Source organism: Dyadobacter jiangsuensis (genome assembly GCF_003014695.1).
In the GTDB taxonomy this organism is placed as follows: Bacteria; Bacteroidota; Bacteroidia; order Cytophagales; family Spirosomataceae; genus Dyadobacter; species Dyadobacter jiangsuensis.
In genome coordinates this window covers 294,406-319,040 of record NZ_PYAS01000008.1, presented here as the reverse complement: position 1 = coordinate 319,040, position 24,635 = coordinate 294,406, and the positions used below count along the sequence as shown (strand labels likewise).

Annotated in this window: 27 protein-coding genes and 1 tRNA gene; 11 read left to right on the top strand and 17 right to left on the bottom strand. The window is 49.0% G+C overall.

Annotated elements, in window-relative coordinates:
• Positions 1 to 139: 139 nt before the first annotated feature.
• The 5 genes from CLV60_RS18255 to CLV60_RS18235 form a co-directional block, all read right to left on the bottom strand.
• A complete protein-coding gene (locus CLV60_RS18255) occupies positions 140 to 613 on the bottom strand; it encodes a hypothetical protein (RefSeq protein WP_106596805.1) in 474 nt (157 codons plus the stop codon).
• Positions 614 to 668: 55 nt separating this feature from the next.
• Positions 669 to 1,514: a relaxase/mobilization nuclease domain-containing protein gene (locus CLV60_RS18250; RefSeq protein ID WP_106596804.1), complete on the bottom strand. Its 846-nt coding sequence runs from the start codon at positions 1,512 to 1,514 to the stop codon at positions 669 to 671.
• On the bottom strand, positions 1,511 to 2,170 hold the full coding sequence (locus CLV60_RS18245) for a plasmid mobilization protein (protein ID WP_106596803.1): 660 nt from the start codon (positions 2,168 to 2,170) through the stop codon (positions 1,511 to 1,513). Before CLV60_RS18245 ends, CLV60_RS18250 begins: the two co-directional genes overlap by 4 nt.
• 262 nt (positions 2,171 to 2,432) lie before the next feature.
• Positions 2,433 to 3,416: a hypothetical protein gene (locus CLV60_RS34725; RefSeq protein ID WP_229211032.1), complete on the bottom strand. Its 984-nt coding sequence runs from the start codon at positions 3,414 to 3,416 to the stop codon at positions 2,433 to 2,435.
• A gap of 249 nt (positions 3,417 to 3,665) precedes the next feature.
• Positions 3,666 to 3,750 (bottom strand) — tRNA-Ser (locus CLV60_RS18235).
• A gap of 235 nt (positions 3,751 to 3,985) precedes the next feature.
• On the opposite strand from CLV60_RS18235, the gene CLV60_RS18230 reads away from it, so the two are divergent.
• Positions 3,986 to 4,561: a porin family protein gene (locus tag CLV60_RS18230; protein ID WP_106596802.1), complete on the top strand. Its 576-nt coding sequence runs from the start codon at positions 3,986 to 3,988 to the stop codon at positions 4,559 to 4,561.
• 67 nt (positions 4,562 to 4,628) lie between these two features.
• Here the strand turns inward: CLV60_RS18230 and CLV60_RS18225 are convergent, their stop codons facing one another.
• Positions 4,629 to 5,342, bottom strand: coding sequence for a LytR/AlgR family response regulator transcription factor (locus CLV60_RS18225; protein WP_106596801.1), 714 nt, complete (start codon positions 5,340 to 5,342; stop codon positions 4,629 to 4,631).
• A 1-nt stretch (position 5,343) separates the two neighbouring features.
• Positions 5,344 to 6,384 carry a sensor histidine kinase gene (locus CLV60_RS18220; protein ID WP_106596800.1) on the bottom strand — a complete coding sequence of 347 codons (1,041 nt, stop codon included), beginning with the start codon at positions 6,382 to 6,384 and terminating at the stop codon, positions 5,344 to 5,346.
• A gap of 243 nt (positions 6,385 to 6,627) precedes the next feature.
• Between CLV60_RS18220 and CLV60_RS18215 the strand changes: the two genes are divergently transcribed.
• Positions 6,628 to 9,066, top strand: coding sequence for a TonB-dependent receptor (locus CLV60_RS18215; protein ID WP_106596799.1), 2,439 nt, complete (start codon positions 6,628 to 6,630; stop codon positions 9,064 to 9,066).
• A gap of 11 nt (positions 9,067 to 9,077) precedes the next feature.
• Here the strand turns inward: CLV60_RS18215 and CLV60_RS18210 are convergent, their stop codons facing one another.
• From CLV60_RS18210 to CLV60_RS18195, 4 genes are all read right to left on the bottom strand, one after another.
• Positions 9,078 to 9,572: an anthrone oxygenase family protein gene (locus CLV60_RS18210; protein WP_106596798.1), complete on the bottom strand. Its 495-nt coding sequence runs from the start codon at positions 9,570 to 9,572 to the stop codon at positions 9,078 to 9,080.
• A 61-nt stretch (positions 9,573 to 9,633) separates the two neighbouring features.
• Positions 9,634 to 10,029 carry a response regulator gene (locus CLV60_RS18205; protein WP_106596797.1) on the bottom strand — a complete coding sequence of 132 codons (396 nt, stop codon included), beginning with the start codon at positions 10,027 to 10,029 and terminating at the stop codon, positions 9,634 to 9,636.
• Between the two features lie 121 nt (positions 10,030 to 10,150).
• A complete protein-coding gene (locus CLV60_RS18200; RefSeq protein WP_229211031.1) occupies positions 10,151 to 10,459 on the bottom strand; it encodes a hypothetical protein in 309 nt (102 codons plus the stop codon).
• 140 nt (positions 10,460 to 10,599) lie between these two features.
• Positions 10,600 to 11,406: a LuxR C-terminal-related transcriptional regulator gene (locus CLV60_RS18195; protein ID WP_106596876.1), complete on the bottom strand. Its 807-nt coding sequence runs from the start codon at positions 11,404 to 11,406 to the stop codon at positions 10,600 to 10,602.
• 96 nt (positions 11,407 to 11,502) lie between these two features.
• Between CLV60_RS18195 and CLV60_RS18190 the strand changes: the two genes are divergently transcribed.
• The 4 genes from CLV60_RS18190 (at position 11,503) to CLV60_RS18175 (ending at position 14,565) form a co-directional block, all read left to right on the top strand.
• Positions 11,503 to 12,126 (top strand): SDR family NAD(P)-dependent oxidoreductase, encoded by a 624-nt coding sequence (locus tag CLV60_RS18190; protein ID WP_106596795.1) that lies wholly within the window; start codon positions 11,503 to 11,505, stop codon positions 12,124 to 12,126.
• Entirely contained in the window at positions 12,126 to 12,671 is a 546-nt protein-coding gene (locus CLV60_RS18185; RefSeq protein WP_229211030.1) for a GNAT family N-acetyltransferase, read from the top strand. Before CLV60_RS18190 ends, CLV60_RS18185 begins: the two co-directional genes overlap by 1 nt.
• 324 nt (positions 12,672 to 12,995) lie before the next feature.
• Positions 12,996 to 13,379: a hypothetical protein gene (locus tag CLV60_RS18180; protein ID WP_106596794.1), complete on the top strand. Its 384-nt coding sequence runs from the start codon at positions 12,996 to 12,998 to the stop codon at positions 13,377 to 13,379.
• Between the two features lie 112 nt (positions 13,380 to 13,491).
• Positions 13,492 to 14,565 (top strand): winged helix DNA-binding domain-containing protein, encoded by a 1,074-nt coding sequence (locus CLV60_RS18175; protein WP_106596793.1) that lies wholly within the window; start codon positions 13,492 to 13,494, stop codon positions 14,563 to 14,565.
• A gap of 9 nt (positions 14,566 to 14,574) precedes the next feature.
• On the opposite strand, the gene CLV60_RS18170 is transcribed toward CLV60_RS18175, so the two are convergent.
• On the bottom strand, positions 14,575 to 14,988 hold the full coding sequence (locus CLV60_RS18170; protein WP_106596792.1) for a GNAT family N-acetyltransferase: 414 nt from the start codon (positions 14,986 to 14,988) through the stop codon (positions 14,575 to 14,577).
• Positions 14,989 to 15,066: 78 nt separating this feature from the next.
• Here CLV60_RS18170 and CLV60_RS18165 point away from each other — a divergent pair, with 78 nt between their 5' ends.
• Together CLV60_RS18165 and CLV60_RS18160 are read left to right on the top strand one after the other, a co-directional pair.
• On the top strand, positions 15,067 to 16,692 hold the full coding sequence (locus CLV60_RS18165) for an ankyrin repeat domain-containing protein (RefSeq protein WP_106596791.1): 1,626 nt from the start codon (positions 15,067 to 15,069) through the stop codon (positions 16,690 to 16,692).
• Between the two features lie 11 nt (positions 16,693 to 16,703).
• Positions 16,704 to 17,540, top strand: a complete 837-nt coding sequence (locus CLV60_RS18160) for a GNAT family N-acetyltransferase (protein ID WP_106596790.1) — start codon at positions 16,704 to 16,706, stop codon at positions 17,538 to 17,540.
• 52 nt (positions 17,541 to 17,592) lie between these two features.
• On the opposite strand, the gene CLV60_RS18155 is transcribed toward CLV60_RS18160, so the two are convergent.
• From CLV60_RS18155 to CLV60_RS18145, 3 genes are all read right to left on the bottom strand, one after another.
• Positions 17,593 to 19,464, bottom strand: a complete 1,872-nt coding sequence (locus tag CLV60_RS18155; protein ID WP_106596789.1) for a gamma-glutamyltransferase family protein — start codon at positions 19,462 to 19,464, stop codon at positions 17,593 to 17,595.
• Positions 19,465 to 19,629: 165 nt separating this feature from the next.
• The gene (locus CLV60_RS18150) at positions 19,630 to 20,277 is read right to left on the bottom strand and encodes a 2'-5' RNA ligase family protein (RefSeq protein ID WP_106596788.1); all 648 of its coding nucleotides are present in this window, start codon (positions 20,275 to 20,277) and stop codon (positions 19,630 to 19,632) included.
• A 105-nt stretch (positions 20,278 to 20,382) separates the two neighbouring features.
• Entirely contained in the window at positions 20,383 to 21,225 is an 843-nt protein-coding gene (locus CLV60_RS18145) for a helix-turn-helix domain-containing protein (protein WP_106596787.1), read from the bottom strand.
• Between the two features lie 156 nt (positions 21,226 to 21,381).
• Between CLV60_RS18145 and CLV60_RS18140 the strand changes: the two genes are divergently transcribed.
• A complete protein-coding gene (locus CLV60_RS18140) occupies positions 21,382 to 22,353 on the top strand; it encodes a phytanoyl-CoA dioxygenase family protein (protein WP_106596786.1) in 972 nt (323 codons plus the stop codon).
• A gap of 63 nt (positions 22,354 to 22,416) precedes the next feature.
• Here the strand turns inward: CLV60_RS18140 and CLV60_RS18135 are convergent, their stop codons facing one another.
• Together CLV60_RS18135 and CLV60_RS18130 are read right to left on the bottom strand one after the other, a co-directional pair.
• Complete coding sequence (locus CLV60_RS18135) at positions 22,417 to 22,797, bottom strand: helix-turn-helix domain-containing protein (protein WP_106596785.1); 381 nt, start codon at positions 22,795 to 22,797, stop codon at positions 22,417 to 22,419.
• Positions 22,798 to 22,800: 3 nt separating this feature from the next.
• Positions 22,801 to 23,094 (bottom strand): type II toxin-antitoxin system HigB family toxin, encoded by a 294-nt coding sequence (locus CLV60_RS18130; RefSeq protein WP_106596874.1) that lies wholly within the window; start codon positions 23,092 to 23,094, stop codon positions 22,801 to 22,803.
• Between the two features lie 310 nt (positions 23,095 to 23,404).
• On the opposite strand from CLV60_RS18130, the gene CLV60_RS18125 reads away from it, so the two are divergent.
• Both CLV60_RS18125 and CLV60_RS34720 read left to right on the top strand, forming a co-directional pair.
• Positions 23,405 to 24,013 carry an START domain-containing protein gene (locus tag CLV60_RS18125; RefSeq protein ID WP_229211029.1) on the top strand — a complete coding sequence of 203 codons (609 nt, stop codon included), beginning with the start codon at positions 23,405 to 23,407 and terminating at the stop codon, positions 24,011 to 24,013.
• A 14-nt stretch (positions 24,014 to 24,027) separates the two neighbouring features.
• Entirely contained in the window at positions 24,028 to 24,498 is a 471-nt protein-coding gene (locus CLV60_RS34720) for a hypothetical protein (RefSeq protein ID WP_229211028.1), read from the top strand.
• Positions 24,499 to 24,635: the final 137 nt, after the last annotated feature.

Genomic DNA, 24,635 nt, shown 5'->3' with positions numbered 1-24,635 from the left:
CAGCCGCAGGATGAAACCACTGATGGTTTCATTAAGTGCCCAGAGGCACATACAACTGGGTTAGCTTAATTAGTGGTAAGCAAACGTGACCCGAAATCAAGCAGGTAACCGGTCCCGGTTACCTGCATTTTATGTAGCTCTATTCTGCGTCAATCGCAGCTTTAGGCTTTCTGCCACGAGGCTTTCCGGTATACTCAGGTTTTGGCGCTTCGGTTTCGATCACGAGCTCATAGCCTTTGGTATTTTGATCAAAATCAAAGGTAGAAATCTTGAAGATCAGCTTTTCGCTTTCGAAGTTGACGTTACCTTTTTTCAGAATAACCGCCAATGGAATTACGTGGCCTCTGCCACTTTTCTCGAAGGAAAAAGTTTGATCCGAACCCGCTGCTGGCACAAGATATACGGATTTAATCTTTCGCTTTCCTTCCTGGGTTCCAATTTTGAAATGGGTAGATTCAGGATCAATTCCCAGGTCGCGTAGTGCGGAAGCCGGGAAAACGAGCTTGCCGGAATTAGAAATGTAACCTGTCGGAAGCGGTGCGACTTTTTCGACCACTTTGGTTTTGGAAACGTTTTCCTCCGGAGAAAAGAATTTAATTGCTTTCAGTTTCATGAGTGAACGGGGTTATTTTTGGCTAAGATAGGTCATTCTTCACGAAAACCTGTATTTACAAGCCCAGGCTGTGTTTTTTCTGCTTTTTGACATCCGGTTTTAGCTCTTTTTTGAGGCCGATTTCCAAATTTTGAGCCAGCCTCTTTTCAAGAGAAGAAAGCGAATAGTCACGCCCCAAATCAGAGCCCTTGATCTTAATTTTCTTCTGCATATTAAAGAATGCAATGCCGCGCCCGATGTAAGATTTATATCCCACGGTCATCAATTCTTTTTTAAGCTCATCAATGGATTTTACGTTATCTAACAGCTTGTCAATCGTCTGCCTAAGCTTCAAATGTGCATGGTCGGTTATTGATAGTTCCTGTGTCCTTCGCTGGTTGATGCGCATATCAGGTGCTTGAACTAATCCCAGTTTATGCTCCATTTTGCGAGAGAATGTCCCGATCCGGGCGTAGTTCTTAAAATGATCGGCTGTATTTTTTCCGTTATAGTTTAGCCGGTTTGCAACGATGTGGAAATGGCGATTACCGGTATCCTCATGCTTGAAGACAAGTATTTGGTTCTGTTCAAACCCGAACTCTTTGGCAAACTCAGTAGTGATGCTGGTGATTGTCTCGTTGCTAAGTTTTTCACCTGGCGCGAAGCTAAACGATTGATGCCAGATGTATTTGCTCAGCTGCGTGTTCCGCGAGAGGTTAGCCTCAAATTGTTTAATCAGGTAATCCAGGTCTAGTTTTCCATCTGGTAGTATTTTAATTCCCAGGTTCTGTATGTAGACCAGTTCTCCACGGACTTCTTCTATATCCAGCTTTCTTTGCATTTTCGCCGAAACCTGTTTGTCGTAGTAGCAGTACTCGATAAGCCTTTTAGCGCTATTGCCTAAACTTGCTTTCCCAATCATGTCTTCATGGTTTTCAGTAATGCGGTAAGAGCACTTTCGATCTCGCGATGCACTGAGCTGGCGTCAGCATTCACTGCTTTCCAAGCTGGTTCCAACTCTGATAATGCGGTCTGGTAATAGGCCTGGTATTTATCGAGCAGGCCACTTGTGACCCGGACGTTCAACCGGCACTCTTCAATAAGCTGCTGCTTGCTTTCAAGCTCATCAGGAAAAAGCGACAAAAAGCTGGTTAACCCATTTAACCATGAGTGCAGTCTATCGAGCGTTTGCTTTGTACTACGGATCTCAAAGGATTCAAATACCCACAAGGTGATAAGGTCAGCCAGTAAGCGGACACGCTGACTGCTCTGTTGCCATTGAGCGGAAAGCATCTGCTGATCTTTGGTCTTTAAAACTGCCAGCGACAGGATCCCTGAAAGCTGCTCCAGTATTCGGACCGTGTCAGTGACCGGTTTGGGGAGCGATCTTTTCTGTGGTTTTTTAAATGGGACGTCCAGCGCCAATGTCAAGAAATACTGACTGGCGGAAAGCCCACTTTTCTCTATAATCTGATTAATCTGGCTTTTCTGTTCAGCGCTCACCCAAACTGAAAAGTGTTCCCTTTTGGCAGTGCCTTTCTGTTTGGGCGGTCTACCTTTCGTTTTCTGATTTTGCATATGTCTTTTGAGATTAGCTATGAGCCGGAGGCGAATAGCAGGGGTCCAGGGGTTTCTCCTGGCCAGCTCCGCCGGGGAGTCGCATTTTGCGACGTACCGGCGATAGCTGGCTAGGGAGAAAACTACAGCCCACGTTCGAAACTGTTCGAAAGTGTTCGCTTCCGTTCTAAAAAATTCGGATTTGTTTGAAAGTGTTCGAATTCGTTCGAAAGCGTTTGAAGTTGTTCGCTTTTGTTCGAAATCGTTTGAAAAATAAGCTGCCCTACTCGGCCCCTAGCGGAACCAGCACGCGTTTACCGTGGGAGTCATAAACGTAGTGCTCACCGATCTGGACTTTCCCTTTCTTAGGTAAAGGCGTTAGTTGCAGGTAGAGCATTTTATCGTACTCGACGATTTTTCCTTGCTCCATGATCTGCCTGTAAGCCGGTGCATTCTGGTACTCGTCCAAAATTCTTTGCCGCTCTACATACTGCTGTCCATGGCGTATCAATACATAGAACAAAACAGATATGACAATGCCAGCTATTGAATAAGGAGCGCTTACACCCATGCCATAGAATAGTGCTTGGCCTCGGTCTTGAAACTGCAGGAACCGTTTCCTGCCTTTCAGCTCCAATGCAGCCCGGTCGATAGCTGCAATGGATTTACCGACCTTGATTTCCAGGCTTTGAAAATGCTCCTGAGTTTCGGTCAGAAACAGCGCTGACCAGTCGTCGATCTCGTGACCATACTCATATTGTGATATGAATTCGTAGTCAAGCTTCCGGATCTCAAAGTCGTCTGCCTGGTATTTCCATTTGATGAAATCGCGGGTGTGTTTCATGCAGGTCTCATACCGCTCCAAAGTGCCGGGAGCAAAATCGGCCCCAATCAAAGCCGCGATCTGATCGTTGTGCTCGCGGAAGATGGGCAGTATAGTTTTCCCGCCTTCCGTTCTGCCGAGAAGAAGATTCTTGATAGCTTCTGAGGTTATCTCCTTATTTGCCTCAATCAGGGACCGCTTTGCCTCGTAAATCTTGGAAGTCAGTGTATCGAGGTAGGCATTCAATGTCTTAGTGTCTTCCTTGTTTCCTGTCGCCCGACCAGCGCTGACGCTCCATTTCGATGGATGCCAGATGCGTTTTGTAGAGATGTCCTTGGGAATGCCGTTAACCGTGACCCGACAATAGACATAGCGCATTCCACCCGCTAATTCTGGTTTGGGCTTTTTCAAAAAGAAAATCAACCCGAAGCTTGTTTCCAACATAGTAAAAAATGTTTAAGATGAACAAAAATCGAATTGTTACAATTGAAAGTAAAGATGTTTAGTGTGTAAACATCTTTTGATCAGCCAGTTAGTAAGTGTGGTATGGAAGTTTTTGCTCAATTTTGTCACTTCCACGATACCCTACATTTTCATTGGGAATTTGTGCATTTTTTGGAAAGCCCGAAAAACGCAAAAACCCCGTTTAAAGCGTTTAAACGGGGTTTTTGAATGTTTTGACATCATGTCCTGCAGAGAGAGAGGGATTCGAACCCCCGGACCTGTTACAGTCAACGGTTTTCAAGACCGTCGCAATCGACCACTCTGCCATCTCTCTATTTGATTCGCCGTGCGCGATTCATGGTGCAAAGGTAAGGTTAATATCGATAAGCGCAAGAAATTTTGAGATATTTTGTGGTGATTATTTTTAAGTGTTTCATTTTGAGGGAGTAGTGGTGGGATGGATGAGCGAAGAACGAGTGCGGGATCCCTATCGGCTGATGTAACTTGTGGCACGTTTTTTGCTTACTCGATGTCGTTCCACATATCAAACCACTTCAAATTCAAAAACCATGAGAAAAATCTCTTTGCTCGTTCTTCTGTCGGTGTTCAGCAGTGCGGCGTTTGCGCAGTCGTTTTCCATCGGCCCGAAAGCGGGAATCAACATCAGCAACTATACCGGAAGTGATATTGAATCGGATGCCCTCGTGGGGTTTCATTTGGGCGGTATCATGAACTTCGGGATCGGGCAGGTGTTTTCGATCCAGCCTGAGGTGTTGTTTTCGACACAGGGGGCCAAAATTGACAATGGCGGCAAACGGAATTTCAAAACGTCGTACGTGACGGTGCCGGTCATGCTGAAATTCCGGGCGAAAGGCGGATTCTATTTCGAATTCGGACCGCAGGCATCATTTAAGACGGGGGAGGATGTTCCGGATCAGACTATCGACCATTTTGCTAAAAACCTTGACCTGGCAGGAGCTGTCGGGCTGGGCTACCAGGCCAATTTCGGACTTGGCATCGGCGCGCGATATATCGCCGGTTTTTCCAAAGTCGGTGATTTCGACAAGAATGCGGCAATGAATCCCGATTTCAAAAACAGCGTGATTCAGCTGAGCTTGTTCTTTGTGATTCCCGCTCATAAATAGTGAGTTATCAGTTTGCAGCGTTGTCAGAAGAGCAGGGGAGACCCTGCTTTTTTATTGGATGAGCTCACTAGGAAAGGCCGATTTGCTTCAAAAACTGCTCACGATAATTGCTGCCGATCGGTATTTCGGTATTTTGGATAAATACACGGTTGCCCTCAATGTGATCTATTTTGGATTTATTGATGATAAACGAGCGGTGAATCCGCAGGAATTTTGATTTGGGAACCAGCTCCTCAAAGCCTGAAAAAGTCATCGCCGGTAGTAGGGTATGCTGCGCAGTCCTTACTTTGGTATAATTCCCGTTCGCCTCGGCGTACAACAGGTCGTCGTGCATCACCTTGTAAATCCTGCCTTCGGCTTTCAGGAAAAGAAAGTCGTCTTCTTTTGATTCACCGGTTTCAACAAATGCCCTAGCGGTAGGTTGTAATTTTTCCATGGCTTTGTCAACGGCGACGATAAAACGTTCGAGGGAAAAAGGTTTTAAGAGATAGTCGCAAGCGGAGAGGTCGAATGCGTCGACGGCATATTCTTTGTAGGCGGTCGTAAATATGATTTGCGGCGGTGTTTTGAGTGTTTTGAGGAAAGAAATACCGTCCATTACAGGCATATTGATGTCCAGGAAAACAATATCGACTTTCTGCTGCATCAGCACTGCCCTGGCTTCGAGCGCGCTCCCGCACACACCCGTCACGTGCAGGTAGGGGAGATGCGCACAATAGGTACGTATAATGTCCCGCGCAATGGGTTCGTCGTCGACGATCAGGCAGTCGATGGGCGTCATATTATCGAAGATTCAGGCGTAAGTTAACGGTGTAATGGGTCTCTCCATTTTCAATCGAGAGGTCGTGCTGGTTCGGATATAATAGTTGCAGCCGCTTCTTCACATTTGCGAGACCGAAACCGCTATGTTTTTCAACGGTTTGTGCCTTAATGTCGGACCGGTTGTGCGAATTTCTAAGGTAAAAAAGAATGGAATTTCCCCAGATTTTCAGCCGTATTTCGATGAATACCGTTGGCTCGGAAGTGTTTTTGGAGTGTTTGAATGCATTTTCGACAAAGACGATCAGCAGCATCGGGGCAATCCGGATATCGTTGTTTGTCAGGCTTTCAATGTCCGTTTTTAGTTCCAGCCGGTCACCGATCCGAAGTTGCTCGAAGTCGATGTAATTGTGTATGTAAGCCAGCTCATCTTTCAGCGGCACGTAAGTTTCGTTCGCCTCATACACCGAATACCGCAGTAAATCCGAAAGTTTCAGGATCAACGCAGGGATCTTTTCATGCTGCGTGATCGAGAGACCGTACATATTGTTTAATGTGTTGAACAAAAAATGTGGACTCAGTTGCGATTGCAGCATATGCAGCTCACTCTGGCTTTGAGCAGCCTGTGTTTTGGCAGCTTCGAGTTCCTTCCGTGTGCTCATTCTGAATAACTTAATTAATGCGCCGGTGCAAAGCCCGATTATCAGAAAAGGTATCCAGTACAGCAGCAGATTAATGCCCCGGAACGTCTCAAACTGCAAATCGACGTGGACAAAAAGCCAGACGAAACACACTGCAATCGCGATAGCCAGCCCGTTCAGGACATTTTTGGGGATTTCGCGCTGCCGGGCCGACCATATCGTGGCCAGGTGCCGGCCGATGTAAATACACCCGAAAAGGACCAGCGTCGCGGCAGTGGCAACCGCCTCGTCGTGCGCAGCGCCGATGATATTCAGATAAGTGTCGATACCGAAGAAAACGGGTACACATGCCGCGGCAGTGAGCACCACATAAATGCCGATTTGAGTCGCCTCTTTGTTGTCGCTATTGAAAATACTGCTCATGGGATCATCCGGTTCATGCCTTGGCGGCGCTTGCAAATATGCTTTCCCGAAGGCAGTAATAAGATAGCAAGCTGTTATAATGGCCCGATTTCATGACAGAAAGCTACCAGTCCAGGTCGAAATGGTTCGTCAGCCTTAAAGCGGTTTCCGTCACGGTTCCGGGAAGTTACAACACAATTATTTCATGGGGTTACTAGGCCGGGTAATATTTGCCTCATCACTCGACCATCTAAAGTAACAGCCATGAAAACGCTTTTTGCAATCCTAACATCTATCCTGATCAGTTTAAGTGCCTACGCTCAAACTGGCAACACCATTTCCGGAACAGTTAAAGACGCCGGAAATGAAAGTTTGCCAGGCGCAACCGTCCGCTTGCTTAAATCGTCGGATTCGACGCTCGTAACCGGTGAGGTAACGGACATGAATGGAAATTTTCGTTTTATCAATCTTGAAAATAATACGTATGTATTGGCAATCAGTGCGATAGGACAGAAGAACTTCAAAAGTACGGCATTGACGATCGACGCCGGGCATTCCAGCATTGCATTACCCGCGATTATCCTGCTTCCCGCCAAAAGCATCGAACTCCAAGAAGTAGTGGTAAAAGCGCAAAAGCCGCTGATCGAGCAGGAAATAGACCGCACGATAGTAAACGTCGGCTCTATGATCGGGAGCGCCACCAGTAACACGCTCGATGTATTAAGTAAAACGCCGGGCGTAACTTTGAATGCGAACGGAGAAATCAGTTTAAATGGAAAGGGCGGGGTAATGGTGCTGATCGACGGGCGCAGTACTTACATGTCGGGCGCCGATCTGGCGGCCTACCTGAAATCGTTACCCGGCGGCGTGCTCGATAAGATCGAACTCATGGATAACCCACCTGCCCGATACGATGCGGCAGGTAATGCGGTAATTGATATCCGTTTGAAAAAAACACGTGCGGGCGGGCTCACGGGAAGCGTAGCCCTGGGCGGGAGCCAGGGCAGGTACGCGCGAAGCAATGACGCGCTGAATCTGAATTACAACCGCCGAAAGCTGAACCTGTTTGCCAACCTGGGTTACAGTTATGAAAAAAATTACAGCAAAGATGATTTCAGCCGCAGGTACTTCGAGGAATCAGGTACATTGAAATCGCAGGTTGGACTGAAAAACGACCAGGTAACCGCTGGAAACGGCTATAATATCAACCTTGGAATGGACCTGACCGCTAAGCCCCAAACGATTTTCGGGGCTATTCTCAACCTGAATGGTTCTTCGCGGAATGGCAATTTTAGCTACGAAAGCACGCAGCGGAATGCGCTTAACAACCTCATTAGCTCCGGAAAGGGCGGTACGGTTTCGAAGGATATTCGCAACAATACTAGTTTGAATATGAATATGTTGCACAAATTAAACGATAAGGGCCGCGAGTTGGCTATTGATGTAAACTATCTGAACTATCACAGCAACGGCAGGCAAGACCTTGAAAACCGCCTGTTCCATTCAGACGGCACCATGACCAGCCGGGAGCTGTTCCGCTATCGCACCCCTTCGGAAATCAATATCTACACTTTGAAAGCTGACTATGTTCACCCGTTGAAGGACAAAGGACGTGTAGAGGCAGGATTTAAGTCAAGTTATGTGGATAATGACTTTGTGTTCAATTACTTCAATACCAACGACGGCAATGTGGTGATCGACAACCGCCGGTCGAATCACTTCCTGTACCGCGAGAACATCAATTCCGCCTATGCCAGTGGTGAAAAACGGTGGGCACGTTTTGGCATACAAGTGGGTTTACGTTTGGAAAATACGCTTGCAAAAGGCAATCAGCTGGGTAACGACTCCGTTCCGGCAACACGTTTTAACCAAAAATACACCAAACTCTTCCCCAGTATTTTTCTCAATTACAAACTGAACGACAAGAATGCATTTGTACTCATGGCCGTGCGGAGGATCAACCGACCGAATTACCAGATGCTGAACCCCTTCGTTTTTTACAAAGATCAATACACTTACAGCGCGGGAAACCCGCATTTGATACCGCAATATCAGGACCGGCTGGAATTGAAATACCAGCATAAAAGTTTTCTGAACATGGGCCTCAGCTACAATCGCTTCACGAATGTCCTTTTTACAACCATTCAGGCGAAGGGGGATACGTTCATCAGTCGCCCCGATAACATCGCCAGTGGTTATATGGTATTGCTTAACACAAGTGTATCCGGCCAGGTCACGAGCTGGTGGTACAATAGCACCACATTGCGGCTGTCGCGCATTGCTATGGAAGGTCCTTTGTACAACGACGCAATAAATTATGCGACCAATGTGGCGCGTCTTGAACTCAACAACTATTTCAACCTCGGCAATGGCTGGAATGCAGAGTTGGGAGGTTACTATGCCAGCCGCGACATCAACGCCCAGGCGCAGATTTCAAATATGTTCCGTGTCAACGGCGGCATTCAGAAAAAGATATGGAAAGGAAAAGGCACGATCGCGGTGAATTTCGAAGACCTGTTTCATTCCTGGGTGTATCATAGCCGGTCATTCGGGATCGCTCAATCAGATTATCGTCAGGTCAACAAAACGGATACACAGCGCATCAGCATTGCATTCAATTACAAATTCGGAAAAGAAACCTTCGCCCGTAAACGTCGTCACAACAACAATGCGTCCGACGACGAAAAGGGTCGGGTGGAATGAGCAGCTTTTGTTCAGGAGTTGTCGGGTGTGGTAAGGCATGCAAGTAGTACAAGCACAAACGACACCACCGAGGCATAAGTGCGGATGGTATGTAGCCTGTTCCAGGGGGCTTCGAACTTTAACCGATGCGCTGCCAGTTCGTTTGCGGAAGCCCCGGTGAGGTTCATTTTATCCAATGCATCATTCAAAGGTACATTGCCGGCAATAGTAACGCCGAATGTCCCGATCACATACACCAACGTCGCCGCGAGCAACAAGTAAAAACGGGTACCCATCCCGAAATGCTGATAAGTGCTGAGTGGCAAGAGCAAAAGTGTTCCCATGAAGCTCAAAAAGAACACGGGATTGAGAATAGCGCGATTAATGGATTGCATTGCCGCGAGGTAATTGGCATCGGAAAGCGCGCCAAGTCCGGGATTCACCGAGCATGAATAGGTGTAAAATAATCCGGCGATAAGGCCGCTGGCAAGCGCCGCCGAAAGAAGGAAAAGATTGATTGTCGTCATAGCTTTTTTTCTTTCAAAGTTCGGCGCGACGCGGGTCGAAAAATAGAACGAAAGCGACAGCCTATAAAAAACGCTCCCCGATTTCCCGCGCAAGTTGTGCAAACTCGTCGAATGTGCTCGGTTTGGTCATAAAGCTGGTAACGCCCGACAGGTAGGCTGTCCGGATCAGCGTTGGATTGGATGAGGTGGACAGCATCACGATAGGCATTGCGGCTAGGCGGTTGTCCGTGCGGATCGCCGCCACCGTTTCCAGTCCGTTCATTTTAGGCATATTCATGTCGATAATGATAACCGAAGCCTCCGGGTCGATGAGCTCCTTCATCAGCGTGAGAAGGTCAAAGCCGTTTTCCACTTCGGTAATGCGAACATTCATACCCGAGTCCTGAATCGCTTCCCGGATAAAAAAACGGTCGTCCTGATCGTCGTCAACAAGGTAAATCATCTTGGAGTAGCTCATCAGGAAAGTGATTAGTGCGCGGTCCCGGTTTCCGGGATTGGGTCGATGAATAGATTAGCCGCTGGTAAAGTTAATCCCGAAAACCGACAAGCCAAGAACTAAATTCCCTTTTGAAGGGAATTTAGTTACTTCCGAACCTCATCACCCACATCCAGTTCATAGGCCAATGAGAATTGATGCCGTCATGGCTTAGTAATATGTTATTTACCAGTTCGTAGCCTATCAACGACCCCCCTTTTTGCGTAATGTCGTTTTTGGCCTGGTTATACAATTGGACCCATGTCTCGTGAGAGATCAGGTCTTGCGAAGCGCTTTTGAGTCGTTTCCTGTTGGGATCTTCGGCATAGCTGCCATAGCGCTCGATCAGGTAATGCTTGAAACTTTCATCGTTCAGCGTAATTACCGTCTGTTTTTCATTTTCGCCTTCCATAGCTATCAAGTTTAACTTTGCGGATAAGTTGAAAATTGTAACCGATGTTACTATTAAAACTATACCAACTTCTTGTAGCTGCACGTAGAAATAACTCACAAATGCGGTAGCGACGAGCAGGAGGCTAATTTTGTTTATTTTCAGGAGATCAAACCGATCATTTTTGCGCTTTGCAATGCTTCAATTGAGTTGTCGGCTTGCAGTTTTTCAAGTATACGCTGTCTGTGCGTGTTGACAGTGTGGACGCTGATCTCCAACAATGCGGAAATTTCTTTACTCAATTTGCCGGTGCCGATCATGCCCAGGATCTCCTTTTCGCGCGAGGTCAGCCTAATGCCGGCCGGTAAATTGTGAAATTGTAAATTAATCAGTTCTCCCGTGTGGAAATTGATCACCTGGCTCTTCACGTCTGTAAGCGATTGGTTGGGCGAGATGTCGATCACTCCCAGTGAAAGCCAGATATTTCCGGCTGCGTCCTGTTCCAGCACCTGGTGCTGCTCCATGACACGGATCGATGTCTGCTCATCGAGCACGATCCGGTACTCGGTCACCATTTTGAACTGCTTACGCGTGTGTGCCGGCTGCGCCATCATAAACTTCATCGCTTCATAGCCGTTTCGCGCGAGGGCATGGCGGTCGTCCGGGTGGATTTTCCTGTCGAACATTTCATTCGGGATGGAAGAATCCATTGTCCCGAAATCGTAACCATACAGCTGGTAAAAATTGTGCGAAACGTGAACGTGCGTTTGCTTTTGCAGATCATACACCGTCACGCCGCTGCTGCTAAGCTGGGCCATGGCGCGAATGAGCGCCAGCTGCTTATCGAGCCGATCAGGTTCAAAACCATCGAAATCATAATATCTATTGAGCAAATGCAGGTAATCGGGAGCAATTCTCACCGACTTTCCCGGTGTGTTTTGTAATGATAAATCAGTATTTCCTCTCATCGGCATCCGGATTTTCTTTGCAGGTATATAGCAAGGACAACTTTGGGCGCATTTCACCTAAGGCAGTCGCCATTATTTTGTCAAAATCATCAACTCATGAATTTTTCAGTCATCCGGGGGGCAGATACGCCCTGGGGAAAATCTTTCGCCAAAGCGCTGGCAGCCGACAACCGGCATTTGATCCTGATTGGCGCAAAAGAAGTGCTATTGGAAGCGCTCGTGCGTGAAATTGTGCAAAAACACCGGGGGCTGGTTCACTACCTCGTTGCCGACGATGCTGATACCGGAAGCATTATTGCAGCGTGTGAAAAGATCAACGACCGGTTTGAGGTCGATCTGCTGGTTAACTATGCCGAAACGGGGTTTCACCAGCGGCTGGAAGACTACGACATTCGCTCATTGGATAGAAAACTGAAAACCAATCATGCCAGCGGCATTCTCTATCTGCACCAGTTACTGCCTAACCTGCTCCTGCATGCACATGCACAGGTAATCGATCTCTGGCATTGCCCGCACCCGGTGCCAGTTTGGGAGCAGGCATTGCTTACATTCAACAAACGTTTTGCCGAACATCTCAATTCCGAACTGAACGAGGCCGGGTTGGCCATTCATAGTATGGCATTACCTGCATACTCGGCTCCTGAATCGGCGCAGAGGGTGGCGGTAATTCTGGAAGATATAATGCCTGGCATTACGGAAAGGCGATTATTGACACGGTAATGTCATTTATTTCCATGAAACCCGGGGTACAGCGCCCCGAAATGGTAGATTTGCGAAATCACCACATCAACATTTTCATGGAAAACATTCAGATCAGGCAGGCACGGCTCGACGAGCTTCCCACACTTCTTCAATTCGAACAAAACCTGATTGCAGCCGAGCGCCCGCTTGACGATACGCTCATCAGTGAGGAATTTCATTATTACGATCTCGAAAAAATGATCCGCAGCGACGAAGCGGAGGTCCTTGTGGCCACGCTGGACGACCGGTTGATCGCCAGCGGGCACGCGCGTATCCTCGAAGGGAAGCCGTATAACAGTTTCAAGCGCTACGCTTTCCTGGGTTTTATGTATACAGAGCCGGATATGCGAGGCCGCGGGATCAACAAACTGATTATCGATGCGCTGGTGGATTGGGCCAGAGAAAAAGGCCTGGAAGAGGTTCGCTTGCAGGTTTATTCCGACAATTCGCCGGCAGTGGCTGCCTACGAGAAGGTTGGTTTCAAGAAAGTACTCACCGAAATGCGGTTGGCGACCGATCAATAATGACCGTCGGACATTGTCAAGTGTAGTCAGGTATGGTCAGGTGTAGTCATGTATTGTCAATTGTATCCAGGTCTGGTCATGTGTAGTCATATATTGTCAATTGTAGTTAGCTATGGTCAAGCTATTGGTTTACAAATGCCTGACCACACTTGACTATATCCTGACCACACCTGACCAGACCTGACTACATCTGACTAAACATGACATTGTAACTATTTTTTGAGCATGTCATGAAATGATAAGTCGTTGGCGCGTGCGGGTAAGCCGTGGGCGGAGGGGCTGCAATACCTTTGTTGCATCCAAAAACAACTAACCAATCGACATATGAAAATGCTCAAAAATGTAATGCTAATTAATGCAATCAGTTCAGGTGCAACGGGTTTGGGATTGGCTGTGTTTCCGAAAGCAGTCGCCGGTCTGTTCGAAACCACGGCTACCATGCCTTTTATCGAAGTAGGTATTTTCCTCCTTGCATTTGCGGCGCTGGTCTTTTCGGTAAGCCGCGGTAACCCGATGAACGTACGCGCCGTCAGGCTGGTGATTGTGCTGGATACGCTTTGGGTAGTCGGCAGCGCGGCCATTGTGCTGTTCCAGGTATTTCCGATTTCCGCCTTGGGCTATGTGTTTATCGGGGCAGTGGCAGTTTGGGTTGCGGCCATGGCCTACCTGCAATCTGCGGGTCTGAGACAAATCTCCGTGTCCCGGTAAAAAAACGCTTCTTTGATTCCCTGCCGCCATTCCGGTGCGCAGGGTTTTTTTTTTGTATATAAATCCTCATTTTAGGTGACTCAAACTTTTGCCTAAAACCCATTATCCAGCCATGAATTTAACCGACATTGCCGCACTGCGCCTTGCTAATCAACAGATTTTGAATACCCGTTTTACAGATCCCGCAGAATTGGTTGCCTGGATGGGCGCAGTGCAGTCGCAGGACTTTGCGATGGCAAAATGGGCGCTGGGTATGCGGCTAAAAAAAGCTACGGATGCGAGCGTGGAGCAGGCGATCGATGCGGGCGGCATTATCCGGACACATATCATGCGGCCCACCTGGCATTTTGTCGCCAAAGAGGATGTCCGCTGGATCATGGATCTGACAGCCCCCCATGTTTATAAGCTCGCGGGCACAATGTATCGACAGCTGAAACTGGACGATGCCGTTTTTAAAATTACCAACGACCTGATCGGCAAATTGCTCGCCGATGGTGCCGAGCTGACGCGCGAAGAAGTCATTGCAGAGGTAAATAGGGCAGGCATTGAAACGGACAATCTTCGTGCGACGCATATTATGTTTCAGGCTGAGCTGGACAAAATCATCTGCAATGGTGCCCGGCGGGGAAAGAAATTTACTTATGCATTATTCGACAAAAAGGTGCCTGCTTCGGCCCCACTGAAACGGGAGGAAGCATTGGCTGCGTTGGCCCGGAGGTACTTTATAAGTCATGGCCCGGCCACTGTCCAGGACTTCGCATGGTGGAGCGGCCTGTCGCTGACGGATTCGAAGTTTGGTTTTGAGGCCGTTCGCGCGGAATTTGAAGCTGCCAATGTCGACGGGCGTGAATATCTTTTTACTGCGATGGCGGAGCTTCCGAAGGTAAACGGGAAAGCGATACTTGTACCTGCATTCGACGAGATTACCATCGGCTACGCTGATCGCAGTGCTGCCATGGATGAGGCCGTCGCTCAAAATCCCGAATCGGGTGGTGGTATTTTTAAACCGGTGGTCATGGTGAAGGGAAAGGTAATGGCAGCCTGGCGACGGACAGAAAAAAAGGATGCTGTTCATATCGAGCTCTCCCGCTTAGCCAAGTTGCCAGTGGCCGCAGAGAACTCTCTCGAAGCGGCCGGTTCTGCTTATGCACGGTTTATCGGGAAAAAGAATGTGGTACTTCAATAGGGATTTACCTCAAAGTATTCGCTCGATTTTGTAATACTCGATGTGTTGCTTGAAAAAGGGTTCGGAGAACTTTTTGAAACCAAAACGTTCGTAAAATCCGAGTGCGTCGGTGCGGGCGTCACACCACATACGTGTATATCCTTGCGCTTGTGCGTACGTGATGGCGTGATGGAGGAGCCTGGATCCCAGTCCTTTGCCTTGAAAATCAGGTAGTGTCGCAAATTTGCGGAACCGGATGCCCTGCTCATCGTCAAACAATGAAATGACGGACACCAGCTTCCCTTCGAAATACAAACCGAAATGGATACCGCTTGCATCCTCAGGTACTTTTACAAATTCACGCGGCTTGTCCGGCCAAAGCACCAGATGCCGGATTTCCATCAGATCATCAGTATTAACTTTTTGAATTTCAATTGAATCCATTCCTTTTATTTAATACAAAAAATAACTAACTACACGAGTCCTTCCTGCAAAAATACGCCTTATCCAACCCGTAACAACATGACGCAGCCGGCCGCATTGCAAAAAGAGGAGCGATTGTTCTGGTCGACAGGGCTCGGGACCGATGTATGGCAAATGTTCTGCGCAGCCCGCGACGGCGATCTGGAAAAGGTTAAAAAGTTGCTGGCGAAAGACGCCTCGCTCGTACGCAGCGCGTACGACTACCGAACGCCGATGTCTTTCGCCGTGGCTAACGACCGGCTGGAAGTAGCGGCATACCTCTTGCAGCATGGTGCAAGTCCGGTTGACTCCGGCACAGGCGATCCACTCATTCAAATGGCCCGCGATCGTGGTTTTAGAGCGATGGAGGAGCTGCTGGAACGCGCATTGAACCGGCACAGAGGTTCAGAGGCAGGAAAGCAAATCGCCGCAGCCATCAGAAGCCGCGATTTCAAGGCTTTTAATACATTGCTGAGCAGTTCGGAAGAATACATTCACGCTACCGACGACGAAGGGAATCAGCCTATTCACTGGGCTACTATGTCACGCCAACCGGAGATGATCGACACATTGCTGAACCATGGGGCGGATATCAACGCCCGGCGGCCCGACGGTGCGCGGCCGATCCAGCTGACCAACGGAGATTATTCCTACCGTGGCTGGCGTGATGTTCCCGAGGATTGGCCCTGGAAGCCCAATGATATTTACTTACATCTCGTGCGTAAAGGCGCGTATGTGGACATTTGCATGGCGGCCTTGAAGGGCGATGAGGCGAGGGTAAGGGCGTTGCTCGACCTGGATCCGTCACTGGCCAATAAGCCTTCCGAATATGTTACCTATTATGCTGGTTCGGGTACGCCGTTGAAAAACGCGGCTATGGCCGGGCGAATGGCGATCGTCAAGTTGCTGCTCGAAAAGGGGGCGGATCCGAACCTGCCAGAAGAAGGAATAGCACCTATGGGCCATGCTTTGCATTCGGCGGTGGTGTACAATCATATCGAAATTGTGAAACTGCTGCTCGAACATGGTGCATACCCCAATGTACCTGTCGAAAGTTCCGCAGATTCGCTTACGGCGGCTTTGGAGCGCGGCGATAAAGAGATGATCGACCTGCTTTGTTCTTACGGAGCGGCGCGATCGCTCGATTTGCTGGCCCATTATGGCGATATCCACACGGCTGCTGCTGTTTTGAACGCAAATCCCGCGTTGGCGAATGATGCATCGGCATTGGAAACGGCGGCGGGGCAGGGGAACGAAGCTTTCGTTCGGCTGATGCTGCATTACCAGCCTGGTCTGGCTAAACAGATTGCGGTTGGCGTGCGGAGCCAGGGGCCGCAGGATGCAATTAAGAGCCGCGAGCTCACCGAATTCCTCTTCCAGCGCGGGATGAACGCCAATTTCAGAAACTGGCTGGGGATTACCCCTCTGCACAGGTTTGCAGAGCGGGGCGACGTCCATAATGCCGTTTTGTTTCTCGAACATGGTGCTGATATCGACGCGATCGACGAGCAGCATTGCACCACACCGCTCGGCTGGGCTGCGAAAGCAGGCAAGACCGATATGGTGCAGTTCTTGCTCGCAAAGGGCGCCAATCCCCATTTGCCGACCGATAAACCCTGGGCACGCCCGCGAGCGTGGGCGGAGAAGCGCGACCATACGGCCGTGCTTGCATTATTGAGATCATAACATGGATTCCCATGCAAGTCGAAAACGATAAACCCGAGCCTTTTATATCGCATGCCGAACCGGTACTGTCGGTTAAGGATGTGGCCGAAACTGTTAAATACTGGCATGAAGTGCTGGGTTTTCCGGGCCATTGGACCTGGGGTACCCCGCCCAATCACGGGGGCGTTTCATGGCATGGTGCGTTCGTCCAGTTCTCGCGGGACGTGGAGGCGGCCGACCGGATGCGCGGACAATGTGTGTGGATCAGGGTTAAAAATATCCGGGAACTGTACCAGTCGCATCTCGACCGCAAGGCTGACATTATCATGCATTTGGAGAAACAGCCCTGGGGTTTCGATGAATATGTAGTTAAGGACCTTAATGGCAGCTATATTACCTTCGCCGCACCCGCAACTTCCGGCGGAGAGAGCAAGTCGCAGGCGTTGCCGGCTCAGGTAAGAACACTGGGCCGTGCACTCACAACCGACGAATACCGGAAACTTGCCGAATCGGTAGGATGGTCGGGCACACAAAGCGACGACGTTCTTCAACAAAAGCTCGACGCTACACTTTTTATTGCAGTGGCAGAAAACACCGAAACCGGCGAAGTAGTCGGTTGCGCACTTGTATTGGGTGACGGTCTTAGTTTTTTCTACATCAAAGACGTCATGGTACATCGCGACTGGCAGCGAAAACAGGTTGGTTCGGCGGTTATGAGAGAGGTAAAGCGCTGGCTGGATGCGAATGCACCGCAGGGAGCTTTGGTGGGGCTCTTCACAGGGCAGGGCTTGGCCCCATTTTACCAACAAACCGGTTTCGGCGAGGCTTTCGGTATGATCCGCATCATCGACCGATCACAATTGGGGTAGGGTTGCTCATTGAAAACAACCCTACCGGATATATTTTATCCGTTTCACAAGATTACCATCCGAAACCGTAATCTTCCCCGTGGTTACTCGACCCTCCCCAAAAGCTGCCGTGTTGCCAATCAAAGTAAATGGCGTTGATCGGGCCGCTGGTACGGGGCTGGTAGCTGAGCTTATAACCCATCCGGGAGAGTTCTTTCCGCGTCCAGTCCGGCATGGATTGATTGAGTATCAACCCGCCGGGGTCTTTTTCATGTTCGCCGAAACTCGCGTACATCTGTAAGGTCTTGAAACTGGGTGCCTCCGTCGCTTCCTGAACCGTCATTCCAAATTCAACGACATTCAAAAAGAATTGCAGCAGCAACTGATCCTGCTCGTCCCCGGCTTGCTTAGCAAACGAAAGGAATGGTTTCCCGTCTTTCATCGCCAGGCTGGGCGTGAGCGTAACCCTTGGCCGTTTGCCCGGTTCTACCACATTGAATGGATTCTCGCGTGCGTCTAGCACGAATGACTGCATGCGCTGGCTTAGCCCTACACCTGTGTTACCTGCAATGCATGCAGGTACCCAGCCGCCGCTCGGCGTAATGCTCACTACCCAGCCTTCTTCATCGGCCGCTTCTACCGACGTTGTGCCTGCCGTGAATTCCTCCATGAATTTTTCGTCGAGCCCGTTGGCATTGCGGTTCAGCGATGCCTGGAAATTGCCCCAGTTTCTGATCTGCTCCGTAAAGGGATTCTTTTTGCCTTCAAAGGGATACGGGTCACCTGGCAACGCTTTTGCGTCATTACGTTCCCAATTGACCTGCTTTAACCTTTCCTTCGCATACTCCTTTGAAAGCAAGCCCTTCATAGGCTCTTCCGGCGCAAATGCCGGGTCGCCGTAGTAAAAGTCCCGGTCGGCAAAGACCAGGTTCATGACCTGGTACAATGCATGCACGTAGCGTGAAGAATTGTATCCCATGCCTTTCAAATCGAGGTTTTCAAGCATATTGAGAGCCTGCAACATAACCGGCCCCTGCGTCCATTGCTGCATTTTATAAACTTCGATTCCCTTATAGTTCGTCATCAATGGCTCTTCGATTTTGACCTTCCAGTTAGCCATATCCTGCTCGGTGATCAGGCCGCCCTGCTCCTGGCAGCCGCGTGCGATTTCCTTGGCGATATCTCCCTTGTAGAAGCGATCGTAGGCCGCATAAATGGCTTCTTTGCGATTCTTGCCATTTTTTAAGGCTAGTTGCTCGGTATCCACGAGCTTTTGCAATGTTGCCCGCAGATCCTTCTGGACGAATATCTCTCCCGCGTCCGGCGCTTCCCGTTTCTGGCCCAGGTGGGGGAGGAACACTTTCGTTGGATACGGCCACTTTTTAATCTGATCTTTCCCTCTTTCAATGGAATTAGCTGTTTGCGCTTCGATCGGATAGCCTTCTGCCATTTGCATAGCGGGAGCGAGGACTTCTTTGAGGCTCATGGTGCCATATTCCGCCAGCATGGTCATCAGGCCTCCCGGCGTGCCGGGCGTCGTGGCGGCCAGCGGGCCATATTCAGGCGGGTATTTCATCCCTTTGTTCTTGAAGAAGTCGGCGGTAGCACCCGTCGGAGCCACACCCATTGCATTAAGGGCGATTACCTTTTTAGTCTTGGGATTATAAATCAGCGCCTGCGTTTCACCGCCCCAGCTCAGCACATCCCACATAGTACAGGTAGCCGCAAGCATCGCGCACGATGCATCGACCGCGTTGCCGCCCTTACTGAAAATAATGGTCCCTGCTGTTGCGGCCAGCGGCTTACCCGTAATGCCCATCCAATGCTTGCCATGTAGCGGCGGTTTTTGGGTGGTAACGGGGAAATTGTTGAATGACTGCGAGAAGGCTGCGAAGCCACAAAGCAGTAGTCCGGTCGTCGCGCGTAAAAGGAGTTTTGGTTTCATAAAACGTGGTTAGGAATTTTAAGCTCCCGGTGCATCGAAGAGCACAAACTCCTACGAATTGCCGCAGCCCGATAGCCGAAGATACAAAATAACCACGTCAGGCCGACCTCAAAAGCCGTCTCTCACCATTTTGTTAGTCGGATATCCCTATACGTCTTACCTTAATCAAAACAACTTCGCCTGCACAAATGCCTGATCCGGTAGTCCCAGCAACGGCATCCGTGCGACCTCCCTGCATTTGGAACCGCTGACTAGCGATCGTTTCAGCAGGATCATTTCGGTAACACGGAACGACGAACGGAATTTTTTGTACATCCATTCTTTCGACGCGCTGTTTACCTGCAAGGGCGTCATTTTACGGGCGACGGTAACGTGCGGGTCGGTGCAAAACCGGAATTCGCCGGAAGCCCATTTGGAAAGGTGGTCAACCGTCTCGTTTTTAAGTGTTTTGACTAACCCGTTGACCCGCTGTGAAGAGCCTTCTTCCAGGTCTACATAAAAGGTGCCGCCTTCGTATTTATTAAAACCATTCAGCTCGATGCGGAATGGTGTAATGTGCCGCGCCACCTTTTCAAACCCCTGAATGACCCGTTCGAGTTTGTTTTCATGGATAATGCAGTTGAAAAGTGTCAGGTGAGGGCGGAGATTAGCTGCTTGTTCACAGCCATAAGCCCTTTGAAAATACTGCTTGACGCTTCCGATCGCGGCTTCGGTTACCGGATCACAGGAAAAAACCAGGAGGTACTCGTAGAGATGCTCCCGGATGTTCCTGATCGTACTCAAATCGTTGTTGTTGAAGTGAATAGATTTCATGATGATGAAGTGTAATAAAATTTTTGCGATAAAAATTTCACTGGTAAAAATAGGAAAGATATTTTAAATATCAAACAATTGATTTTAAAAATATCATTAATTTCACTACAAATGCCGTTTCTTGAACTCTGACGGGTTTTCACCAACAATTTTCCTGAAAATTTTATTGAAATAGGATAGGCTTTCGAACCCGACAGCGAAGCATGTTTCTGAAACTGAGCGGTCTTGGAGCAAGAGATTCTTGGCCTGATTGATCCGGTACTGGTTCACGAAATCGGTGAAAGTCATGCGTGCATTCGTTTTGAAAAAACGGCAGAATGCAGGTGTTGTCAGGTTGACAGCCGCAGCAATTTCATTCACATCAGGTGTGCGGTCGAAGTGGGCTTCGACATAGGCATAAACCTGTTGCATCCGCAGCTGCTCTTTATGAAGAGATTTGCTGCCGATCGGTTTGGGGTTCAGTACGATGGTTTCGGTTGACTCCGCCATGGTTTTCAGAATGCCCAGAAGAGCCATTAGTTGTTCGAAGGGAGGCAGCGCCGGCATTTGTTTCAGTTTTTGCCCCACCACACGTTTGGTTTCGCCGGAGAATGACAAGCCATGATGCGACTGCTCGAACAGCTTCCGGATGCTGTGCAACTCGGGCGCAAGCAGGAATTCTTTCCCGAGAAAATCCTCCCGCATTTGTATGATCACCTGCTCGCATTGGGTGCGCACGCCGTAATCGAAGTTGAGGTGGGGGATATTCGGGCCGATGAAAACCAGGTCGCTACCCTCGTACACAGATGTATGCGCGCCCACGTGGCGCGTCCCGCCCGAGCCTTCGACATACACGATTTCATATTCGGGATGAAGGTGCCAGAGAAAGGTGTCGTTCAGGCCCGGTGTGAGGAGGATTTTGAAAGAACTTCCCTGATCGGGCTGGATATTTTCTCGAATGATTTTCATCGTAATCAGACCTTAATTGCTCCTGGTTTGCCGGCGTTTGTATTACGGAGAGTATATTTTGTCAATGCAGAGCAAAAGTAGGTAATTGTAGCGGTAGCCGGACGGATGCTGCGGTGTTAATTTTGTTTTATTCAATCATGAAAAAATATTATTGATATGGAGACGAGAACAATGGCTACCATGGCACCCGCCAATGCGCACACGGATATTCCCGGAAACCCTTCCACTGCAAAGTCAAGTAATGTGCGGCTTAATGACAGGAGCAACGGCAAACCGCTTCGGCTACTGAGCGAGGAGGATTGGGATTTTTGGGTAACCAATGGCTATATCGTGATCAAGGACGCGGTCCCGAAAGAGCAGGTGAAGAGGCTGGCGGATTTTCTCTGGGAGTTTGAAGAAAAGGATCCGAACGATCCGGAAACCTGGTATGCGCCTCCGCGGGCCGAGATGAAAATGAAAGAACTCACTAATACGGGAATGGTAGAGGTGTATAACCATCAATATCTGTGGGATAACCGGCAGTACCCGAAGGTGCACGAGGCATTTGCCGACATTTGGGGTACCGAAAAGCTATGGGTAACCATCGACCGTGCCAATCTGAACCTGCCGCTCCGCCCCGGATTTGAATACAAAGGTTTCATTCACTGGGATTACGATCCGGAAACGAAACCACAGAATGTGCAAGGAGTATTGGCCCTGGCCGATCAGGACGACGAAAATATGGGCGGGTTTCAATGTGTGCCCGAGCTATTCAGGACCTATGATACCTGGAAACTGACGCAGCCCGAGGACCGGAACCATTTCCAGCCGGATGTAACAGGTTTTGAGATTGTGAAAGTAAAGATGAATGCAGGTGACCTGCTGATTTTCAATAGCTCCCAGCCGCATGGCATCCGCGCCAACCGCAGCAAAGACAAAGTCCGCCTCGCGCAATACATTGCCATGATGCCGGCTCAGGAAGACGATGAGGCATTGCGGCAATGGCGGATCCGCTCCTGGCGGGAAAGGGAGGCACCGCAAGGATACGCCTTTCCCGGCGACCCAAGAAATTGGGAGCAAACGCGCTATCAAACGGCAGAATTAAGCGAACTGGGCCGAAAATTACTAGGACTCGATCGTTGGGATTAGCGTTTGGGCGCTTCCGGGGAATATGTACGAGGTGTCGGCTTCGATTGTTTAAAGAAGGTGCTCTTAGGCACCTTTCAAAGCATATTCCCGGATCAACAATTCGACAGGAATGCGTAGCAATTGACTGAATTTCCGGATCATCGACAGTGAGAGGGCCTGTTTGTAATTTAAAACTTTACTCACAGTCCCTTTGTCGCCATATACCTGAGCCAGGTCGGCTGGTTTGTAGCCGAAATCTTCCATTCTAATTTTAATAACCTCAACCGGATCGACTTCGACGTCAATGCGGAAGCTTTTCTCGTATTCGCTGATTAGGTGAACGAGAAGCATTTTTTCTTTATGCTCCCTAGATCCTTTCGCCGAATATTTTACCTCATCATAGCGACTCAGCGCTTTCTCGTATTCTTCCTCGTTTTCAATCAAATACCATTGTGCCTTTTCCATTGTTCAGATTGTTTCTGCGTTAATATGATCATACTCTGAATGTGTTCCCACGAATCGTACTTCAACGATCGATTCCTTATAGTCGATCTCGACAATCAAGCGATATTTGTTTCCTACTATCTTAAACCTGGCTCTATTCCCTCTAATCAGTTTTGCAGTCGGAAAATCAAACAATACGTCCGAATTCTTTTTCCATTCGGCCGTCTCGACTGCCTGAATCCAAACACCTACGCTTTTACGCGAATCGGCATGTTTTTGCACGAAGCGGGTCAATAACAGTTCGCGGATAATTCTCATGATGCAGCTATGTTTGTTCGAAGCTGCACCCTCCGTGATTAGTGTTACAAAGAAAAATAAAAGTTGGTAAGTTGCCAACTTTTTCGACTAGTATTTGCAGCACACCGCCGAATTCCATGCTCAATAATATTCGTTGAGATTTGCTTGGCCTCAATCCAATGATCCAGCGGCAGCAACGAACTTTCATCAGTTCAAACATGCATTCTGTCAGTTGAAACATGCTTTCCGGCGTCAGGGGCGGAATGGGCTTCGTTGATGGTCATTGAAATGAGAATTTTGCACCGTTATGAGGTGCTCGATGCTGGTTTTAATGGCTCTTTTACTGAACGTTACGGTCGTGTTCGCACAGGCTGAATGGAAGCGTGTGGCTGTACGTGACGGGGTAAAAGTGTATGCCAGAACAGTACCCGACTCAAAGGTCAAGGCCATGAAGGCAGAATGTATACTGGATGCGGGTGTTGATGAGATAATTGCATTGCTGCTGGACGTCAACGCAGCCGAGCGATGGGTATGCCATACCAAATCGTGCAAGTTGATCAGAAGAGTTTCAGATAGCGAGCTGCTGTACCACACGGAGGTAAGCTTGCCCTGGCCGCTGGATAATCGGGACTTCGTGACACATTTGAGGGTGGTAAAAAGTGAAAACAGCCCCATCGTTACCATTGAAGCACCGGCAGTACCGGGTATCATGCCCGTGCGGGAGGGCGTTGTGCGCATCAGCACTTCCATAAACCGATGGGTGCTGCACCCGTTGCCTCATGCGAGGGTACGGGTCGAGTATACGCTGCAAGTCGATCCGGGAGGGCATATTCCCGCCCATGTTGTCAATATGTTCGCCTACCGTGCGCCCATCGAAACCTTTCAGAATATGCGGAAGGTGTTGGCGGAGCGGAAGCGGACATTGGCGGCCGACCGCTGACCGCCGACCGCGGAATGGTCTATGTGCTTAGGGAACTACTCCACACAAACAACAAAATACAGCCTTCAATCAACAAAACGGCGGTCGGCGGTCCATGGTCTGCGGTCAAGGCGGCGCAAGTCGCCCCACATTGGCATGCATTTTTTGAGATTTTTTATGATTATTTTTCTAAATTGGCAAAAGAGAAATTCGGCGCGATTTCCTGCGCTGAAACCAGGATTCTGAAATTCAAAGCAAAACATACAATCATGGGAAAAGGAAAAGATCTTTTCGGACACTACAATGATCTCGCCAAGGAAAAGGGCCCGGGTAGCGAAGAAAGTAAATATGCCGGCGTTCTTTTCCAGTCGCTTCTGATGCTTGGCGAACGCCGCACTTTCGAGCTCCTCGAAGAGGCGGATGAAAAAGGTAAGAAGCTGAAATTGGAGTATAATACCAGTGCTAAGGCCAGCACGGCATGTCCCTGCGGTGTTACATTGACGTAGATTTAGAGCGAAAACATTTAGTACAGACCTGGCGGAGCGAGATGAATCCGCCAGGTCTTGTTGTATATCGGCACCGGTAATTCATCAACTATTTCTACCGTTTCATCCAGCCAGTTCCTATTTCGCGCTTATTCCAG

Excerpts from the sequence above, each read along its gene's own strand:
- CLV60_RS18255 (WP_106596805.1), bottom strand. The coding sequence starts at position 613 with ATGAAACTGAAAGCAATTAAATTCTTTTCTCCGGAGGAAAACGTTTCC.
- CLV60_RS18250 (WP_106596804.1), bottom strand. The coding sequence starts at position 1,514 with ATGATTGGGAAAGCAAGTTTAGGCAATAGCGCTAAAAGGCTTATCGAG.
- CLV60_RS18245 (WP_106596803.1), bottom strand. The coding sequence starts at position 2,170 with ATGCAAAATCAGAAAACGAAAGGTAGACCGCCCAAACAGAAAGGCACT.
- CLV60_RS34725 (WP_229211032.1), bottom strand. The coding sequence starts at position 3,416 with ATGTTGGAAACAAGCTTCGGGTTGATTTTCTTTTTGAAAAAGCCCAAA.
- CLV60_RS18230 (WP_106596802.1), top strand. The coding sequence starts at position 3,986 with ATGAGAAAAATCTCTTTGCTCGTTCTTCTGTCGGTGTTCAGCAGTGCG.
- CLV60_RS18225 (WP_106596801.1), bottom strand. The coding sequence starts at position 5,342 with ATGACGCCCATCGACTGCCTGATCGTCGACGACGAACCCATTGCGCGG.
- CLV60_RS18220 (WP_106596800.1), bottom strand. The coding sequence starts at position 6,384 with ATGAGCAGTATTTTCAATAGCGACAACAAAGAGGCGACTCAAATCGGC.
- CLV60_RS18215 (WP_106596799.1), top strand. The coding sequence starts at position 6,628 with ATGAAAACGCTTTTTGCAATCCTAACATCTATCCTGATCAGTTTAAGT.
- CLV60_RS18210 (WP_106596798.1), bottom strand. The coding sequence starts at position 9,572 with ATGACGACAATCAATCTTTTCCTTCTTTCGGCGGCGCTTGCCAGCGGC.
- CLV60_RS18205 (WP_106596797.1), bottom strand. The coding sequence starts at position 10,029 with ATGAGCTACTCCAAGATGATTTACCTTGTTGACGACGATCAGGACGAC.
- CLV60_RS18200 (WP_229211031.1), bottom strand. The coding sequence starts at position 10,459 with ATGGAAGGCGAAAATGAAAAACAGACGGTAATTACGCTGAACGATGAA.
- CLV60_RS18195 (WP_106596876.1), bottom strand. The coding sequence starts at position 11,406 with ATGAGAGGAAATACTGATTTATCATTACAAAACACACCGGGAAAGTCG.
- CLV60_RS18190 (WP_106596795.1), top strand. The coding sequence starts at position 11,503 with ATGAATTTTTCAGTCATCCGGGGGGCAGATACGCCCTGGGGAAAATCT.
- CLV60_RS18185 (WP_229211030.1), top strand. The coding sequence starts at position 12,126 with ATGTCATTTATTTCCATGAAACCCGGGGTACAGCGCCCCGAAATGGTA.
- CLV60_RS18180 (WP_106596794.1), top strand. The coding sequence starts at position 12,996 with ATGAAAATGCTCAAAAATGTAATGCTAATTAATGCAATCAGTTCAGGT.
- CLV60_RS18175 (WP_106596793.1), top strand. The coding sequence starts at position 13,492 with ATGAATTTAACCGACATTGCCGCACTGCGCCTTGCTAATCAACAGATT.
- CLV60_RS18170 (WP_106596792.1), bottom strand. The coding sequence starts at position 14,988 with ATGGATTCAATTGAAATTCAAAAAGTTAATACTGATGATCTGATGGAA.
- CLV60_RS18165 (WP_106596791.1), top strand. The coding sequence starts at position 15,067 with ATGACGCAGCCGGCCGCATTGCAAAAAGAGGAGCGATTGTTCTGGTCG.
- CLV60_RS18160 (WP_106596790.1), top strand. The coding sequence starts at position 16,704 with ATGCAAGTCGAAAACGATAAACCCGAGCCTTTTATATCGCATGCCGAA.
- CLV60_RS18155 (WP_106596789.1), bottom strand. The coding sequence starts at position 19,464 with ATGAAACCAAAACTCCTTTTACGCGCGACGACCGGACTACTGCTTTGT.
- CLV60_RS18150 (WP_106596788.1), bottom strand. The coding sequence starts at position 20,277 with ATGAAATCTATTCACTTCAACAACAACGATTTGAGTACGATCAGGAAC.
- CLV60_RS18145 (WP_106596787.1), bottom strand. The coding sequence starts at position 21,225 with ATGAAAATCATTCGAGAAAATATCCAGCCCGATCAGGGAAGTTCTTTC.
- CLV60_RS18140 (WP_106596786.1), top strand. The coding sequence starts at position 21,382 with ATGGAGACGAGAACAATGGCTACCATGGCACCCGCCAATGCGCACACG.
- CLV60_RS18135 (WP_106596785.1), bottom strand. The coding sequence starts at position 22,797 with ATGGAAAAGGCACAATGGTATTTGATTGAAAACGAGGAAGAATACGAG.
- CLV60_RS18130 (WP_106596874.1), bottom strand. The coding sequence starts at position 23,094 with ATGAGAATTATCCGCGAACTGTTATTGACCCGCTTCGTGCAAAAACAT.
- CLV60_RS18125 (WP_229211029.1), top strand. The coding sequence starts at position 23,405 with ATGGCTCTTTTACTGAACGTTACGGTCGTGTTCGCACAGGCTGAATGG.
- CLV60_RS34720 (WP_229211028.1), top strand. The coding sequence starts at position 24,028 with ATGGTCTATGTGCTTAGGGAACTACTCCACACAAACAACAAAATACAG.